The organism is Tessaracoccus pujii (assembly GCF_055326215.1).
Genome location: NZ_JBUZNP010000004.1, coordinates 311,094 through 325,854 on the forward strand (window position 1 = coordinate 311,094; position 14,761 = coordinate 325,854).

A 14,761-nucleotide genomic window follows, 5' to 3' on the forward strand; every position below is an offset into this window, starting at 1 on the left:
CCGGATCAGCGCCCGAGCCAGGCCAGCAGCACCGGCAGCAGGGGCGCCCCGACGAAGGCCGCGATGTCCAGCAGCGAGTGGGTGATCACCAGCGGCATGACGCGCTTGATCTTCATGTACAGCCAGCCGAAGGCCAGCCCCATGACGAGGTTGCCGACGAATCCGCCGAACCCCTGATAGAGGTGATAGCCGCCGCGGATGAGCGCGCTGACGACGACGACGGCCCACATCCGGCCGCCGGTCTGCGCCCACCGGGAGAAGAGATAGCCGATCATCAGCACCTCCTCCAGCACGCCGTTCATCACCGCGCGCAGCAGCAGGACGGGCACCGTCCACCAGTTGGCGGCCAGGTTGGCGGTACTGACCTGCGTGTTGATGCCGATCTCCACGGCGAAGAGGTAGAAGGCGAGGCCCGCCACCCCGATCATGGCGAACACGCCGAAACCCCAGGACAGATCGTGGCCCGGCCTGCGCAGGTCGAAGCCCATCACGCGCCACGGCCCCTCCGCCGGGCGGCGCTGCGTGGCGAGGAGATAGAGCGCCAGCACCACGGGGATCAGCGGGAACGTCATCCACGCCACCTGGTAGGCGAGGTCCAGCCACGGCCGGTCAGGCGTGGCGCTGGTGTTGATCGACGTGGTCTGCTGATTGAGCGGGATCGGCCGGGTGAGCTTCTCGATGATGGACAACACGGCGTAGATGGCCGACTGTCCCAAGGACAACAGCAGCACGATGGCGATCTCGGTGCGCAGCAGGCGCCGGGAGGCGCCGCCCACCGTCGATGACACCGCCAGCGGGGCCGCCGTCATCGCTTGTCCGAGATGGCCCGCAGGTAGCTGTACAGCGTGCGCGGGCGCGCGGCGATCCTCGTGGTCAGGTACTCGAACCATGCGGGGCCGAACGGCACATAGGTGCGGGAGCGGTAGCCGATGTCCGTCAGCCGGCGCTGCTCCAACGGGCGCACGCCGTAGAACATCTGGAACTCGAAGCCGTCACGGCCGACGGCGTTACGCCGCGCGAGATCCTGCGCGATGGCGATGATCGTGGGGTCGTGCGAGGCGACCATCGCGTAGCCGCCGTCCTCCATGACGCGGCGCACGCCGCGCACGAGCGCCAGGGACTTCTCCTGCTCATCGCGGTAGCCGGCGCTTCTGGGCACCGGATAGGAGCCGACGCAGAGCCGCACCCGGGCGCCCTCCGCCGCGACCCTCGAGGCGTCGCGTTCGGCGCGCCGGATGTCCATCGGGAGGGTCAGCCCGATGGTGTCGCACTCGTCCCGGGCCTGCTGCCAGAGCGCGAGGGTCTCGTCGTACTCCTCGGTGCCCTGCATCTCCAGCGTCACGACGGCGCCGGCCGCATTGCTCACGCGGCAGAGTTCACCGAGCCGGTCCCTGGCACTGGAGGGGCTGTCCCTGAGCCCCAGCGACGAAGGCTTGACCGAGATGTCCACGCCGGCCGCGTCGGCACCAAGCGCCTCCAGCGCGCGGCACAACATCGCGGGGGTCTCCGCCTCGCTGTCCGAGCTGGGCAGGTAGGCCAACGACACGAGCAACCCCTGTCGCACCAGCGTGCGCGTCACGGCCACCGCGTCGTCGATGGTCTCTCCCGCCACGTAGGCCTTGGCGAACTCCTCCGCCGCGCCCGAGGCCAGCGCCGAGGTCTGCACCCGCCGCGACCTGATCACCCCGCGGACCGCGCTGTTAAGACGCGACATCCACCCTCCTCGCCGTGCCCTTGGCCAGCACGGACCGGATGGAGGCCAGCGATTCGCCCAGCAGTTCCTCCCGCTCATGCCGCGACCGCGCCCTCCTGGAGGAGACCTCCAGCACCATGTGCCCCTCGAACCCTGAGGCGGCGATCTCCTCGACCACCGTCCAGGCCGCCTGGTCCCCCTCGCCGGGCATGAGGTGTTCATCCTTGAGGGAGCCGCGACCGTCGGTCAGGTGGACGTGCGCCAGCCTGTCCCCCCAGGCGCGCACCAGATCCAGCGACTGCCGCTGGGACGTGGACGCGTGGCTGAGGTCCAGCGTGAGGTGGTCGTAGTCGTACGGAGTGGGGTCCCAGCCGGGCAGGTACGCCTGGAAGTGACCGGCGGGCGTGCGCCAGGGATACATGTTCTCGACGGCGAACTGCACGTCCATCTCCGCGTTGAGCCGCTTGATGCCGGCCACGAAGCCCGCCCCGTACTCGCGCTGCCAGCGGAATGGGGGATGTACCACGACGGTGTCGCCCCCGAACCGCTGCACGGCCTCGCCTGATCGCCGCAGCTTGTCCCACGGCTCGGAGCCCCAGGTGCTCTGCGTGACGAGCAGCGTGGGTGCGTGCACCGAGAGCACGGGCACACCGTGATAGGAGGCGAGCTTCTCGATGGCGTCGATGTCCGTGGAGAGCGCGTCGACACCGACCATCAGCTCGATGCCGTCGTACCCCAGGGAGGCGGCCAGCTCGAACGCGCTGGCCGAGGCCTCCGGGAACACCGACGTGGTCGACAGAAGAACCTTCGACGTGGACACATCGCCACCCTACTAGCGATGAGGGAGGACCGGCGAGGGCCGATTAGTTGTTTAGCGCTGCTCAGGGCAAGAATGGGGCCATGCACGTCGACCATCTGATCTTTGCGACCGGCCCCGACGGCCTCAAGGCTGAGGCATCACGGCTCGCTGATGCGCTGGGCACCGACTACAAGGACGGTGGCTTCCATCCAAGGTTCGGCACCCGCAACCACATCATCCCGCTCGCGGACGCCCGCTACATCGAGGTGGTCGAGGTGCTCGATCACCCGGCAGCCGAGAAGGCCGCCTTCGGGCAGGCCGTCCGCGCCCGCTCCGAGATGGGCGGCGGCTGGATGGGATGGGTGGTCAGCGTGCCCGACATCGCCCCGTTCGAGCAGCGGCTGGAGCGTTCGGCCGTCACCGGCCTGCGTCACTTCCCCGACGGCCGTCGGCTTGAATGGGTCCAGATCGGCATCAGAGGGCTGATCGCGGACCCGCAACTGCCCTACTTCCTGGAGTGGAAGAGCGACGACTCGTTGCGCCCGGCCGCCCTGCGCGGCGAGGTCCGCCTCACGTCGATGCAGATCTCCGGCTCGGCGGACCGCCTGTCAGAGTGGCTGGCCATGCCGGTGGCGGACGAGCTCGACGGCATCCGCCTCGATCTCGTGGCCCCCCACGGCACACCCGGCATCTCCAACGTGACCTTTGAGACGCCGAAGGGCACCGTCACCATCTGAGACCCCTGCTGCAGGCGCAACCGCAGGCCCGGCTCCCCACAGGTGGGCAGCTCTCAGCACCGCGACCACCTTCTGCCGCTCGCTCGGCTGCGGCTTTGTCGGTGGGCGCACCTAAGCTCATTCGTGTGGCGAAGAAACAAGACATCTACCACTGCACCGAGTGCGGCTGGACGACGGTGCGGTGGGTGGGCAGGTGCGGCGAGTGTCAGGCCTGGGGCACCGTCGCCGAGCGCGGCGCCCCGAAACTCAGGCAGGTGTCCTCCTCGGTTCCCGTGGACGCAGCAGTCCCCATCACCCAGGTCCCCACGGACACCGCGCAGCGCCGGCTCACCACCATCGCGGAGCTGGACCGCGTCCTGGGCGCCGGGCTCGTGCCGGGCGCCGTCGTCCTCCTGGCCGGTGAGCCTGGCGTCGGAAAGTCCACCCTGCTGCTGGACGTCGCAGCGAAGTGGGCCCGTTCGGGCCAGACCACGCTCTACATCTCCGGAGAGGAATCCGCGTCGCAGGTGCGGCTGCGGGCCGAGCGCACCGGCGCCGTGGCCGAGTCGCTCTACCTGGCCTCGGAGAACGACCTGGGGACGGTGCTCGGCCACATCGAGACCGTGCGCCCCTCGCTGCTCGTGCTGGACTCGGTGCAGACCATCGCCACCGCGGAGGCCGAGGGCGCGCCCGGCGGGCCGGCGCAGGTCCGGGAGGTGACGGGGGCGCTCGCCAAGGTGGCCAAGCGCGAGGACATGGCGGTGATCATCGTCGGGCACGTCACCAAGGACGGCTCCATCGCGGGGCCCCGCACGCTGGAGCACCTCGTCGACGTGGTGCTCACGTTCGAGGGGGACCGGCACTCCGGTTTTCGCATGGTGCGCGCCACGAAGAACCGCTTCGGCCCCGCGGACGAGGTGGGATGCTTCGAGATGAGCGAGACGGGGATCGTGGAGGTGCCGGACCCCTCAGGGCTGTTCACCACCACGCATGCCGAGCCCACGCCGGGGACCTGCGTGACCGTCACGCTGGAGGGCAGGCGCCCGCTGCTGGCGGAGATCCAGGCGCTGGTGGCGCCCTCCCCGTACCAGTCCTCGCCCCGCCGGACCACACACGGGCTGGACGCCTCGAGGATCGCGATGGTGCTGGCCGTCCTCGAGCGGAAGGCACGGCTGCCGCTGTCACAGCACGACGTGTACGTCTCGACGGTGGGCGGGGCCAGGGTCACGGACCCGTCGGTGGACCTCGCCACGGCCATCGCGATCGCATCGGCCGCCGTGGACCGGCAGCACCCCCGCCGGTTCCTGGCGCTGGGAGAGGTGGGGCTCGCCGGAGACCTCCGCCGCGTCCCGGGGGTTGAGCGTCGCCTCGCGGAGGCGGCCCGGCTGGGGTTCGAACTGGCCATCGTGCCCACCGGGTCGCGGGACGTGACCGTGAAGGTGCCCCGCCTTGGAAGCCTGAAGGTGGTGGAGGTGACCACGTTGGCGGACGCTCTGGGCGTGCTGGACCTCCGTCGCGGGGCCAAGGAGTAGGGCGGTGGGGGCGTTGCGGATCGGTGAGGTGGCCCGCCGCACGGGCCTGTCGCAGCGCACGTTGCGCCACTACGACGAGCTGGGCCTCCTGGTGCCGAGCGGTCGCTCGTCGGCGGACTACCGGCTCTATTCCCACGAGGATCTTGTGCGGCTCCTCGCCATCCAGCACCTCAAGTCGCTGGGTCTGTCCCTGGGGGAGGTGCGCAGCGCGCTGGATGACCCGGCCGTGGACGCGCCCGCCATGCTGGGGCAGCACGCCGCCGCCGTGGAGCGACGGATCGCCGCGGAGCAGGATCTGCTCGGGAGGCTCCGGGCGCTCCAGTCCGCCGCGGAGGCGGGATGGGACGACGTGCTGGACGCCATCGCGCTGAGCGAGCGGCTGCGCCATCCGCATGCCGAGGTACGGCTCCGCGCGGCGCTCACCGGGCACGCGTCCGCGCCGTTCGAGGACCTCGTCGAGGTGCTGCGCAGCGACCCGGAGCCGGGGGTCCGGGAGGCGGCCACCTGGGCCATCACCCAACGCCCCGCCGGGGCCGCGGCCAGGCTCGGCGACGCGCTTGCCTCAGGCGACGCGCGGGCCCGCCACGCGTTGGCGCACGTGCTGGGCAAGCTGCGCGACCCGTCCGCGGTGCCGCTGCTCGGAGAGCTGCTACGCGACGACGAGGCCGATGTGGCCGCCAAGGCCGCCTTCAGCCTGGGTCAGGTGGGCGGGCCGGGTGCCGTGGCCGCGCTGGTCGCCGCGCTCGGCGACCAGCGGCCTGGTGTGCGCGACGAGGTGGCGGCGGCGCTGGCGGCGCTGGACGGGGCGGTGGAGCCGCTCGTCGCGGCGCTGTCGGACCCCCAGCCGGCGGTCCGGGCGCTCGCGGCGGAGGCGCTGGGGTTGTCGCGGGAGCCCACCACCGTCGCCGCGCTCACGGCTCTGCTCTCCGATACGCAGCCCGAGGTACGTTTCGCGGCCCTGTTGGCGCTCGGGCAGCTGGACGACGAGGGTGCCGCGCGCGCCGTCGAGGGTGAGATCGACTCGCCCGACGACCGCGCGCGGCTCCTGGCCCGCCGTCTGGTGGCGGACCGTCAGGCGGTCGCCCCGGCCGCCGCGTCCCGATCGGAGCGGAAGCGCCTGGCCACCTGAGCGATCAGGGCATCCTCCCCGCCGGCGAGGCGCTCGAGGGCGCCGTCCGCGGCCCCGGTCAGCTGCCCCAGCGCGGAGACCGCAGCCAGCCGCACGTCGGCGTCCGTGTCGAGGGCGGCAGCCTCAAGAGCGGCCGCGGCGGGATCGGCGTCGGGGCCTCCAAGGTGGCCCAGCGCCTCGGCCGCATGGGCGCGCACCTCGGCGTCGGGATCGCCCAGTGCCGAGGTGAGCGCCGGGACCGCGGCCTCGCCGAGACGGTGCAGCGCCGTGGTGAGCGCGTCGCGCTGCAGCGCCGCCCCGTGGCCCAGGCGCTGCGTCAACGCCTCCGCGGCTTCGGGGCGCCTCGTGTTGGCGACGGCCCGGTAGGCCTTGATCGCCACGTCGGGGTGCTCGTCGTCCACCAGGGGGCGCAGGTGCTCGAAGTGCCTGGGGTCGCCGATCTTGCTGAATACGTGGGCGGCGGTGCGCCGCTGCGCGGGCTCGTCGCTGATCAGCATGTCGAGAAGGTCCGGCTCCACCTCCGCGGCGTGCTGGACAAGTGCCCAGGTGAGGTCCTCGCGGACGCGCGGATCCGGCTCGACGCGCATCCGCTCCACGAGGGCGGGGGCGGCGGAGGGATCCTTCGTCGCGCCGAGGGTGAGCGCCGCATGCCGGCGCACGGTGCCGTCGTGGTCGGCGAGGGACGAGATGATGCTCTGCAGTTCGGTCATGCGCTCGACGGTAAACCTTGACGCCGCGTCAAGGTCAAGCCAGGCGCTGACCCCGGCCGTCGTCCCTCAGCGAACACGCCCTGGCTGCACTTGCGTGGGGGCAGGACCAGTGCGTGCGACCACAGGAGAGACATGCCAGACGTTGCCATGATGACCCAGCTCGGCGGACTGCTCATCCGGCACCTCAAGGCGTTCAACACGGATGCCTCACCGCTGCCGGGGGAACCCGCCGACGACGCCGAGCGTGAGGACGCGGAGAGCTTCACGGCCGCGCTGGAGAAGTTGGGACCCACCTTCATCAAGTTCGGCCAGCTGCTTTCCACGCGCCAGGACCTGCTCCCTGCCGTCTACACCGACGCGCTGTCGCGGCTCCAGGACGACGTGTCGCCGGTTCCCGTCGAGGAGGTCCGGGAGCGGATCGAGAGCTCGATCGGTGCCCCCATCTCGACGCTCTTCACCGAGTTCGACGACGTGCCGCTGGCATCGGCGTCCCTGGCCCAGGCCCATCGCGCGGTCACCCGGACCGGCCGTGAGGTGGTGGTGAAGGTCCTGCGCCCGGGCGTGCGGGAGCGCGTTCGCAGGGATCTGGCGTCGCTGGCCGAACTCGCTGACTTCGCCGACGCCAACACGGCCATCGGGCCCAGGCTAGGCGCGGCCCGGATGCTGGCGCAGTTCCGGCGCTCCATGGCCGACGAGCTCGACTACCGCAAGGAGGCGGCCAACCTCGACCTGTTCCGCCGCCTCGTGCAGGACGAGCCGGACCTGGTGGTGCCCGGCTATGTCCCGGACTACTCCGCCGACGACGTGCTGACGCTGGAGTTCATGCCCGGCAAGAAGATCACCGACGTGGGACCACTGGCCATGCTGGACGTGGACGGCGCCCGCCTGGCCGCAGCCTTGTTCCGCTTCATGCTCAGCGCCATGCTGATCGACGGCATCCTGCACGCCGACCCCCATCCCGGCAACCTGTTCCTCACCCCCGAACACAGAATCGCCATCCTGGACGTCGGCATGGTGGTGCGGCTGCCCGGCCGGCTGCGTAGCGCCATGGTGAAGCTGCTGGTGTCGATCGGCGACGGCGACGGCGAGGGGGCCGCGACCATCCTGGCCGACATGGGCCACCCCACGGCGGACTACGACGCGGCCGCCTTCCGCGACGACGTGTCGCACCTGGTCTCCTCCACCCTCTCCATGGGCGCGGACCTGCAGGCCGGCAGTGTGCTGATGCAGCTGGCGCGGGTCTCCGGCGTGCACGGCCTGCGCCCGCCGGCGGAGATGACGCTCGTGGCCAAGGCGCTGCTCAACCTCGACCAGGCCACCCAGCACCTGGACCCGAAGTTCACACCCATCGAGGCCATCCGGGCCAACCTGCCCACCATCCTCACCGCGGGCCTGAAGCCCGGCGCCGGGCAGACCCTGCTGGGCACCATCGAGGGCAAGGAGTTTCTGGAGCGCCTGCCCAGACGCGCCAACCGCCTCATGGACGCGCTCACCGAGGGCGAACTGGCGTTCAAGATCGACGCGTTCGATGAGAGCCGGATGCTGATGGTGCTGCAGCAGGTGGCCAACCGCCTGTCGACCGCCCTGATCCTCGCGGCCATCACCATCGCGGCGGCCCTGCTGATGTTCGCCGACGTCGGTCCCCGCCTCCTGGGCTATCCGGCGCTGGGCACCGTCTTCTTCCTGCTCGCGGCCGTCGGCGGCCTGGTGATGGTGGCCACCATCCTCTGGCACGACCGCCCTGTCCGCCGCAACGTCAAGCGCACGGACCGAAAGGCCCGGCTCTCGGACGACCCCGGACGCTCCTAGCGGCCCCTACACTGGGCGGATCACCACGGGGAGGTGCGTTGCCCAAGTCCACGGTCCGTCGCTATCTGAAACTGCTCGCGCCCGGCACCCCGCTCCGCGCGGGCCTGGACCGGATTCTGCTCGGGGGAACCGGCGCCCTGATCGTGCTGGGCAACAACGCGAAGGTGCACCAGGTGTGCTCGGGAGGCTTCCAGATCGGGGTCGAGTGCACCGAGCAGGCACTGCGCGAGCTCGCCAAGCTGGACGGTGCCATCATCCTGTCGACGGATCTCTCCACCATCATCGCGGCCGGCGTGCACCTGGTGCCGGCCGGTGACCTCCCCACCGCGGAGACCGGAACCCGCCACCGCTCGGCCGACCGGACGGCCCAGGCCTCCGGTGTGCCCGTGGTGACGGTGTCGGCCTCCATGTCCACCGTCTCGCTCTTCCTCGAGGGCCGGCGCCACGTCGTCGAGACCGCCCCCCAGGTGATCAGCCGGGCCAACCAGACCCTGGCCACCCTGGCACGGGTGGTCACGCGGCTGGGTGACCTGATGGATCAGTTCACCGCCCTCGAGATCGGCGAGCAGGTGACGCTACGGGACCTCACTCACGTGGTGCACCGCCTGGAGCTCACGCGCAGGTTGTCCTCCGAGATGCAGTTCCACGCCGACGTCCTCGGCGTCGAGGGACGCATGGTGGCCATGCAGCACGCTGAACTCGCCACGAGTTTCGACGGTGTCGCGGGGCTCCTGACAGAGGACTACGCGCACAACCTCGACGAGCCGGCGGAGTTCGACCTGGCGCGCCTGCACAATTTCTCCACCGAGGAACTGTTCAGCGGCCAGCTGGTGGCCCAGCGCCTCGGTTTCGGCTCGAACCCGCCCATGGAACAGCTGCTGACCACCCGCGGCGTCAGGCTCCTCACCATGGTCGGCCGCCTGCCGTCGCCTCTGGTGGCCAAGCTCGTGGACCGGTTCACCCTCCAGGAGCTGTCCGGGGCCCCGGTGAGCTCCCTGCTCGAGGTGGAGGGCATCGGACAGCTCCGCGCGCGCCAGATTCGCGACGCGATGCTGCGGATCGCAGAGATCACCTGACGCGGACCCGTCTTCCGCCGGCGTCGCGACGGTATAGCCTGGGCGCACACACAGGGGAGCGCCACTGGGGCGCTGAGAGTGCGGGAAGCCGCAGACCCTCAACCTGATCCGGTTAGCACCGGCGTAGGGAGTGAGAATCTCCTCGGCCTCGCCGAGCCTCCGAAAGGAGACACGTATGTCCAGGACGTCCACCACCAGGACCCTTGCCGCCTCGGTCGCGGCGCTCGCCCTCGTCGCCTGCGCGGGCTCGCCGCAGTCCACGACGACCACCGGCCCGTCCTCGGCAGCCGGGCCCACAGAGACCAGCACCCTCACCGTCTTCACCCACGACGCGTTCACGCTGCCGGACGAGCTGAAGGCCTCGTTCGCCGAGCAGACGGGCTACGACGTGACCTATACGACGCCGGGGGACGCGGGCGCGCTGGTCAACCAGCTGATCCTCACCAAGGACTCCCCGCTCGGCGACGTGGTGTTCGGTATCGACAACACCTTCGCGTCCCGTGCCTCGGACGAAGGCGTCCTGGCGCCGTACACCTCGCCGGCCGCGGCCACGGTGCCCGAGGAGTTCCAGGCCCCGGATCTCACCCCCGTCGACTACGGCGACGTCTGCATCAACGCGGACAAGGCCTGGTTCGAGGACCACGCCCTGCCCGTGCCGGTCACCCTCGACGACCTGGCTGAGCCCGAGTACAAGGACCTCCTGGTGGTCACCAACCCGGCGTCGTCGTCGCCGGGGTTGGCGTTCCTCATCGCCACCGTCGGCGCCAAGGGCGAGGGCTACCTGGAGTACTGGCGCTCGCTGATGGACAACGGCACCAAGATCGCCTCGGGCTGGACGGACGCCTACTACACCGACTTCTCCGGCGCCGACGGCAAGGGCCCCCGGCCGCTCGTCCTGTCCTACGCGACCTCGCCGGCCTTCACCGTCTCCGGCGACGAGTCCACGACCGTGGCCCTCTTGGAGACCTGTTTCCGGCAGGTCGAGTACGCGGGCGTGATCGCGGGCGCCGAGAACGAGGTGGGGGCCCGGAAGTTCATCGACTTCATGCTCACGCCTGAGGTCCAGGCGGCCATCCCGGAGAACCTCTACATGTTCCCCGTCGTCCCCGGGACCCCCCTTCCTGAGCAGTGGGAGAGGTTCGCCGCGCTGCCCGACGCGCCCATCGAGGTGCCGCAGGAGGAGATCGGCGCCTCCCGCGACGAGTGGATCCGGGCGTGGACCGACGCCACCAGTTGACCCGGGCACTGTGGCGGGGCGGGTGGGTGGTCGCCGCGGCGATCCCCGCCGCCTTCCTCGCGGTGTTCTTCGCCTGGCCGGCGGCCGCTCTCATCGCGCGCGGCTTCCACGACGGTGCCGCCTGGACGCTGGACGGGTTCACCGCGGTCTACAACTCCCCCCGCACCTGGCGGGCCGTCCGGTTCACCCTGGGCTCGGCCCTCGCCACGACGGCGGCCTGCCTTGCGCTGGGTCTCCCGGGCGCGTACGTGCTGTACCGGTGCAGCTTCCGCGGCCGCGACACCCTGCGCGCGCTGGTGGCGGTTCCGTTCGTGCTGCCGACGGTGGTGGCGGGTGTGGCGTTCGGCTCCCTGCTGCGCGAGGACGGCCTCCTCGGATGGCTCGGCCTGGGAGGCTCGGTGGCCGCCATTCTCGCCGCGATGGTGTTCTTCAACTATTCGGTGGTGGTGCGCGCCGTCGGCACCTTCTGGGCGCGTCTGGACCCTCGGCTGGGTCAGGCCGCCGCGACCCTGGGGGCCTCCCCGGCGCGTGTCCTCGCGACGGTGACCATCCCGACGCTGGCGCCGGCGCTCCTGTCGTCAGCCTCCCTGGTGTTCCTCTTCAGCGCCTCGTCCTACGGCATCGTGATGGTGCTGGGCGAGACGCGGTTCCAGACCGTCGAGACCGAGATCTGGTTCCTCACCACGCAGCTTCTGGATCTGCCGGCCGCGGCGGCGCTGTCCGTCGCCCAACTGGTGATCGTCACCGCCACCCTGTGGGTCAGTGGCCACGCCCAGGCGCGGATGACCCGCGCGCTGCGCCTGCATCCCGAGAGTGCAGGGGCGCGGCCCCTCTCCCTGGTCCGCGACTGGCCCGCGATCGCAGCGACCGTCGCGGTCGTCGTCGGGCTGCTGGCGCTGCCCCTGGCCAACCTCCTCTGGCGCTCCCTGACCGTCCAGGGGGAGTTCGGCCTCGCCAACTACCTCCGCCTGGCCACCGCCGACAGCCTCGGGGCGACCGTCTGGGAGGCGCTCCGCACGACGCTGGTGACCGCTCTGGCCGCCACCGCCGTGGCCCTCACGCTGGGCGTCCTGGTGGCGCTGGTCGCGTCGCGGCGGCCGCGGCGCCGACGCGGCAGGCAGGCCCTCGCCGTGCTCGAGGGCCTGTTCCTGCTCCCGCTGGGCGTCTCGGCGGTCACCGTCGGCTTCGGCTACCTCATCACCCTGAACCGGCCGCCGCTGGATCTGCGCTCCAGCATCGTGCTGATCCCCATCGCGCAGGCGGTGGTCGCGCTCCCGCTGGTGGTCCGGACGCTGCTGCCCACGCTGCGTGCCATCGACCCCCGACAGCTGGAGGCCGCCGCCACACTCGGATCCACCCCCGGCCAGGTCCTGCGGCGCATCGAGCTCCCCCACCTGGCGCGCGGCGTGGGACTGGCCGCGGGATTCGCCTTCGCGACGTCGCTCGGCGAGTTCGGCGCCACGTCGTTCCTCGCACGGCCGGACAACCCCACTTTGCCCGTGCTGATCTTCCGTGCGTTCGGTCGCCCCGGCGCCGAGAACTACGGCCTCGCCCTGGCCGCGTCCGTCATCCTGGCAGGATTGGCCGGAGTCACCATGGCCGTCGCTGAACGCGCGCGCCCGAAGGAGGTAGCCACGTGGTAGCCGGTCTGACCGTGCACGACGCTGTCGTGCGTTACGGCCGCACCACCGCCGTCGATCAGGTCTCGTTGGCCGTGCCGCGGGGCAGCGTCGTGGGCCTTCTCGGGCCCTCCGGCTCCGGCAAGTCCACGCTGCTGCGCGCCATCGCGGGCCTTGAGCCGCTGGTTGCCGGGTCCATCGCCTGGGACGGCGTGGACCTCGCCGGCGTCAAGGTCCACCAACGCAACTTCGGCCTCGTCTTCCAGGACGCGCAGCTCTTCCCGACCATGACGGTGGGCAGGAACATCGCCTACGGGCTGGGCAGGCTGAGCCGCGAGGGCCAGCGCGCCAGGGTGGCGGAGATGCTCGAGCTCGTCGGGTTGCCGGGCTACGAGCAGCGGCGAACCACAGAGCTCTCGGGCGGACAGGCGCAGCGCGTGGCATTGGCGCGCTCCCTGGCCCCCTCGCCCCGGGCCCTCCTGCTCGACGAGCCACTCTCCGCACTCGACACCGGCCTGCGCCGTCGCCTCGCCGACGACCTGGCCAGGATCCTGCGCGAGACCCACACCACGGCGGTCTACGTCACCCATGACCACCAGGAGGCCTACACCATCGCCGATTCGGTGGCGGTCCTGCACGACGGCGCCCTCCTGCAGATGGACGATCCCGAGGCCCTGCGGCGTGCGCCGGCCTCGAAGCAGGTGGCCGCATTCCTGGGAAGCAGAGCGTTCCTCACGGAGCACCAGGCAAGGGCGCTGGGCTGGCACGGTGCCCTGCCCGTGGGAGCGGTCCTCGGCGTGGGCCAGAGCTCGCTGGTGCTCGACGACGCGGGCGTGGAGGTGGCCGTCGTGGACCAGGGCTACACCGTCGACCACGTGGAGATCGGCGTGCGCCTGCCGGACGGGCAGCGGGCCACGGTGGCCTCTCCCGAGCGGGTGGAGGGTCCGACGGTGCGTATACGGCTCGTCGGGGGGGCCGTCACACCCGCGTGAGGGACCCTTTCCAGGCCGCGCGGATGCGCTGCCCCACCGTGACGGCGCTGCCGACGGCCACCACGGCGAGCGCGACGGTCAGAATGAGCGTCGGCCCGCCCAGGCCGACGGCGAGGGTCCCGACGGCTGCGACGGCGAGCCGGTCCGACCGTTCGAACAGGCCGGCGGAGGCGTCCCAGCCCTCGGCCTCGGCACGGGCCCGCGCGTAGGACACCGCGAACCCCAGCACCATGCAGGCCAGGGCCAGCCCCAGGACGACCTGGTCGCGGCTCGCGGCCCAGAGTGCCAGGCCGGCGAACGCGGCGCCGTCGGCCAGGCGGTCCAGAGTCGAGTCCAGGAACGCGCCGAACCTCGTCACCCGTCCGCCCTTCCTCGCCATGGTGCCGTCCAGGCCGTCAGCCAGGAGGAAGACGGTCAGCACGACCACCCCGGTCACCAGTTCACCCCTGGGAAGAAACCACAGCGCTGCGGCCGCGACCCCCACCGTGCCGGCCACGGTGACCGCCGTCGGGGAGATCCCCAGCCGGAGCAGGAGAAGGGCCAACGGGGTCAAGGCGCGCCCGTAGGCACCGCGGAGGAAGGAGAGCACCTCCCCAGCCTACCGAGCCGATCCCCGTCCACGGTCGGGAGGCCACCTGGGGCTCACTGTCCGCCCCCGGACGGGTTGACGCTACGGTGAACCGGTGGCCCGCGACAGATTCCCCCAGTCCGTGTACGGCACCGGCGACGAGCCGGACGCCCGATTCACCCTGGCCAACGAGCGCACCTACCTGGCCTGGATCCGCACGTCATTGGCGCTGTTGGCCGGAGGGATCGCCCTGGAGGTGCTCGGGCTGGGCATCGACGAGTTCTTCCGCATGGCCGCCTCAGTGGTCCTCATGGGCACGGGGATCGCGGCCGCCCCCGTCGCCTGGTGGGGGTGGGCCCGCTACGAGCGGGCCCTGCGCAACAACACACCGTTGCCCGCCTCGATGTTCGCCCTTCCCATCGCCGCGGCCGTCGCCGTGAGCGGCCTTCTGGTGTTCGTCGGCTTTCTCCTGCGATGACCCAACGCCCCTACGACCCCGGTCTCCAGCCCGAGCGCACGGTCCTGGCGTGGCAGCGCACCTCCCTGTCGATCGGCATGGGCGCCCTGATCTTCGCCAGGGTCGAGGCGACTGTCCTCGGCGTCTGGTCCTGGGCCTTCGCCGGCGCGGGCCTGGCCTCGGCGGTGCTCATCGGCGTCTGGTCGCGCCGCCGCTACGGCTACACGCACCGCACGCTCACGGCCGGCGGTACCCGCCTGGCAGACGGTCTCCTCCCCGCCGTGCTGGCGATGGTGGTCGCCGTGGGTGGCATCGTGGCCCTGGCCCTGGCCGTGATCGCCGGCTGACATAGAAAGACGGGCGGGGGGGGACCAAAGGGCCCCCCCCCCCCCCCTCCCCCCTGTCCGGAGGTGGCTTCTCCCTC

At 71.4% G+C, this 14,761-nt stretch carries 15 protein-coding genes and 1 riboswitch; of the genes, 10 read left to right on the top strand and 5 right to left on the bottom strand.

Annotated features, from left to right (window positions below; translation table 11 throughout):
- Positions 1-5: 5 nt before the first annotated feature.
- The 3 genes from ACZK5N_RS07855 to ACZK5N_RS07865 are packed head-to-tail and all read right to left on the bottom strand — an operon-like array spanning position 6 to position 2,513.
- The gene (locus ACZK5N_RS07855; protein ID WP_459017563.1) at positions 6-809 is read right to left on the bottom strand and encodes a CPBP family intramembrane glutamic endopeptidase; all 804 of its coding nucleotides are present in this window, start codon (positions 807-809) and stop codon (positions 6-8) included.
- The gene (locus tag ACZK5N_RS07860) at positions 806-1,714 is read right to left on the bottom strand and encodes a proline dehydrogenase family protein (RefSeq protein ID WP_459017564.1); all 909 of its coding nucleotides are present in this window, start codon (positions 1,712-1,714) and stop codon (positions 806-808) included. Before ACZK5N_RS07860 ends, ACZK5N_RS07855 begins: the two co-directional genes overlap by 4 nt.
- Positions 1,701-2,513, bottom strand: coding sequence for a sugar phosphate isomerase/epimerase family protein (locus ACZK5N_RS07865; RefSeq protein ID WP_459017565.1), 813 nt, complete (start codon positions 2,511-2,513; stop codon positions 1,701-1,703). The genes ACZK5N_RS07860 and ACZK5N_RS07865 overlap by 14 nt, the downstream gene beginning before the upstream one ends.
- A gap of 80 nt (positions 2,514-2,593) precedes the next feature.
- Here ACZK5N_RS07865 and ACZK5N_RS07870 point away from each other — a divergent pair, with 80 nt between their 5' ends.
- From ACZK5N_RS07870 to ACZK5N_RS07880, 3 genes are all read left to right on the top strand, one after another.
- Positions 2,594-3,229 (top strand): VOC family protein, encoded by a 636-nt coding sequence (locus tag ACZK5N_RS07870; protein WP_459017566.1) that lies wholly within the window; start codon positions 2,594-2,596, stop codon positions 3,227-3,229.
- A 125-nt stretch (positions 3,230-3,354) separates the two neighbouring features.
- Entirely contained in the window at positions 3,355-4,740 is a 1,386-nt protein-coding gene (radA, locus tag ACZK5N_RS07875; RefSeq protein ID WP_459017567.1) for a DNA repair protein RadA, read from the top strand.
- 4 nt (positions 4,741-4,744) lie between these two features.
- Positions 4,745-5,869 carry a HEAT repeat domain-containing protein gene (locus tag ACZK5N_RS07880; RefSeq protein WP_459017568.1) on the top strand — a complete coding sequence of 375 codons (1,125 nt, stop codon included), beginning with the start codon at positions 4,745-4,747 and terminating at the stop codon, positions 5,867-5,869.
- Here ACZK5N_RS07880 and ACZK5N_RS07885 read toward each other — a convergent pair.
- Positions 5,812-6,579, bottom strand: a complete 768-nt coding sequence (locus tag ACZK5N_RS07885; RefSeq protein ID WP_459017569.1) for a HEAT repeat domain-containing protein — start codon at positions 6,577-6,579, stop codon at positions 5,812-5,814. The two genes, ACZK5N_RS07880 and ACZK5N_RS07885, sit on opposite strands and share 58 nt — an antisense overlap.
- A 132-nt stretch (positions 6,580-6,711) precedes the next feature.
- On the opposite strand from ACZK5N_RS07885, the gene ACZK5N_RS07890 reads away from it, so the two are divergent.
- The 5 genes from ACZK5N_RS07890 to ACZK5N_RS07910 all read left to right on the top strand — a co-directional run bounded on the left by ACZK5N_RS07890 (position 6,712) and on the right by ACZK5N_RS07910 (position 13,312).
- Positions 6,712-8,388: an ABC1 kinase family protein gene (locus ACZK5N_RS07890; protein ID WP_459017570.1), complete on the top strand. Its 1,677-nt coding sequence runs from the start codon at positions 6,712-6,714 to the stop codon at positions 8,386-8,388.
- A 38-nt stretch (positions 8,389-8,426) separates the two neighbouring features.
- Entirely contained in the window at positions 8,427-9,464 is a 1,038-nt protein-coding gene (gene disA / locus ACZK5N_RS07895; protein ID WP_459017571.1) for a DNA integrity scanning diadenylate cyclase DisA, read from the top strand.
- Positions 9,465-9,506: 42 nt separating this feature from the next.
- A riboswitch (TPP riboswitch) is annotated at positions 9,507-9,611 on the top strand.
- 28 nt (positions 9,612-9,639) lie between these two features.
- Positions 9,640-10,701 (top strand): thiamine ABC transporter substrate-binding protein, encoded by a 1,062-nt coding sequence (locus ACZK5N_RS07900; protein ID WP_459017572.1) that lies wholly within the window; start codon positions 9,640-9,642, stop codon positions 10,699-10,701.
- A complete protein-coding gene (locus ACZK5N_RS07905) occupies positions 10,680-12,344 on the top strand; it encodes an ABC transporter permease (RefSeq protein WP_459017573.1) in 1,665 nt (554 codons plus the stop codon). The genes ACZK5N_RS07900 and ACZK5N_RS07905 overlap by 22 nt, the downstream gene beginning before the upstream one ends.
- Complete coding sequence (locus tag ACZK5N_RS07910; protein WP_459017574.1) at positions 12,338-13,312, top strand: ABC transporter ATP-binding protein; 975 nt, start codon at positions 12,338-12,340, stop codon at positions 13,310-13,312. Before ACZK5N_RS07905 ends, ACZK5N_RS07910 begins: the two co-directional genes overlap by 7 nt.
- Here the strand turns inward: ACZK5N_RS07910 and pgsA are convergent.
- A complete protein-coding gene (gene pgsA / locus ACZK5N_RS07915; RefSeq protein ID WP_459017575.1) occupies positions 13,299-13,901 on the bottom strand; it encodes a phosphatidylinositol phosphate synthase in 603 nt (200 codons plus the stop codon). The genes ACZK5N_RS07910 and pgsA overlap by 14 nt on opposite strands.
- A gap of 94 nt (positions 13,902-13,995) precedes the next feature.
- Between pgsA and ACZK5N_RS07920 the strand changes: the two genes are divergently transcribed.
- Both ACZK5N_RS07920 and ACZK5N_RS07925 read left to right on the top strand, forming a co-directional pair.
- Positions 13,996-14,358 carry a YidH family protein gene (locus ACZK5N_RS07920; RefSeq protein WP_459017576.1) on the top strand — a complete coding sequence of 121 codons (363 nt, stop codon included), beginning with the start codon at positions 13,996-13,998 and terminating at the stop codon, positions 14,356-14,358.
- Positions 14,355-14,684 carry a DUF202 domain-containing protein gene (locus ACZK5N_RS07925; protein ID WP_459017577.1) on the top strand — a complete coding sequence of 110 codons (330 nt, stop codon included), beginning with the start codon at positions 14,355-14,357 and terminating at the stop codon, positions 14,682-14,684. Before ACZK5N_RS07920 ends, ACZK5N_RS07925 begins: the two co-directional genes overlap by 4 nt.
- Positions 14,685-14,761 lie beyond the last annotated feature (77 nt).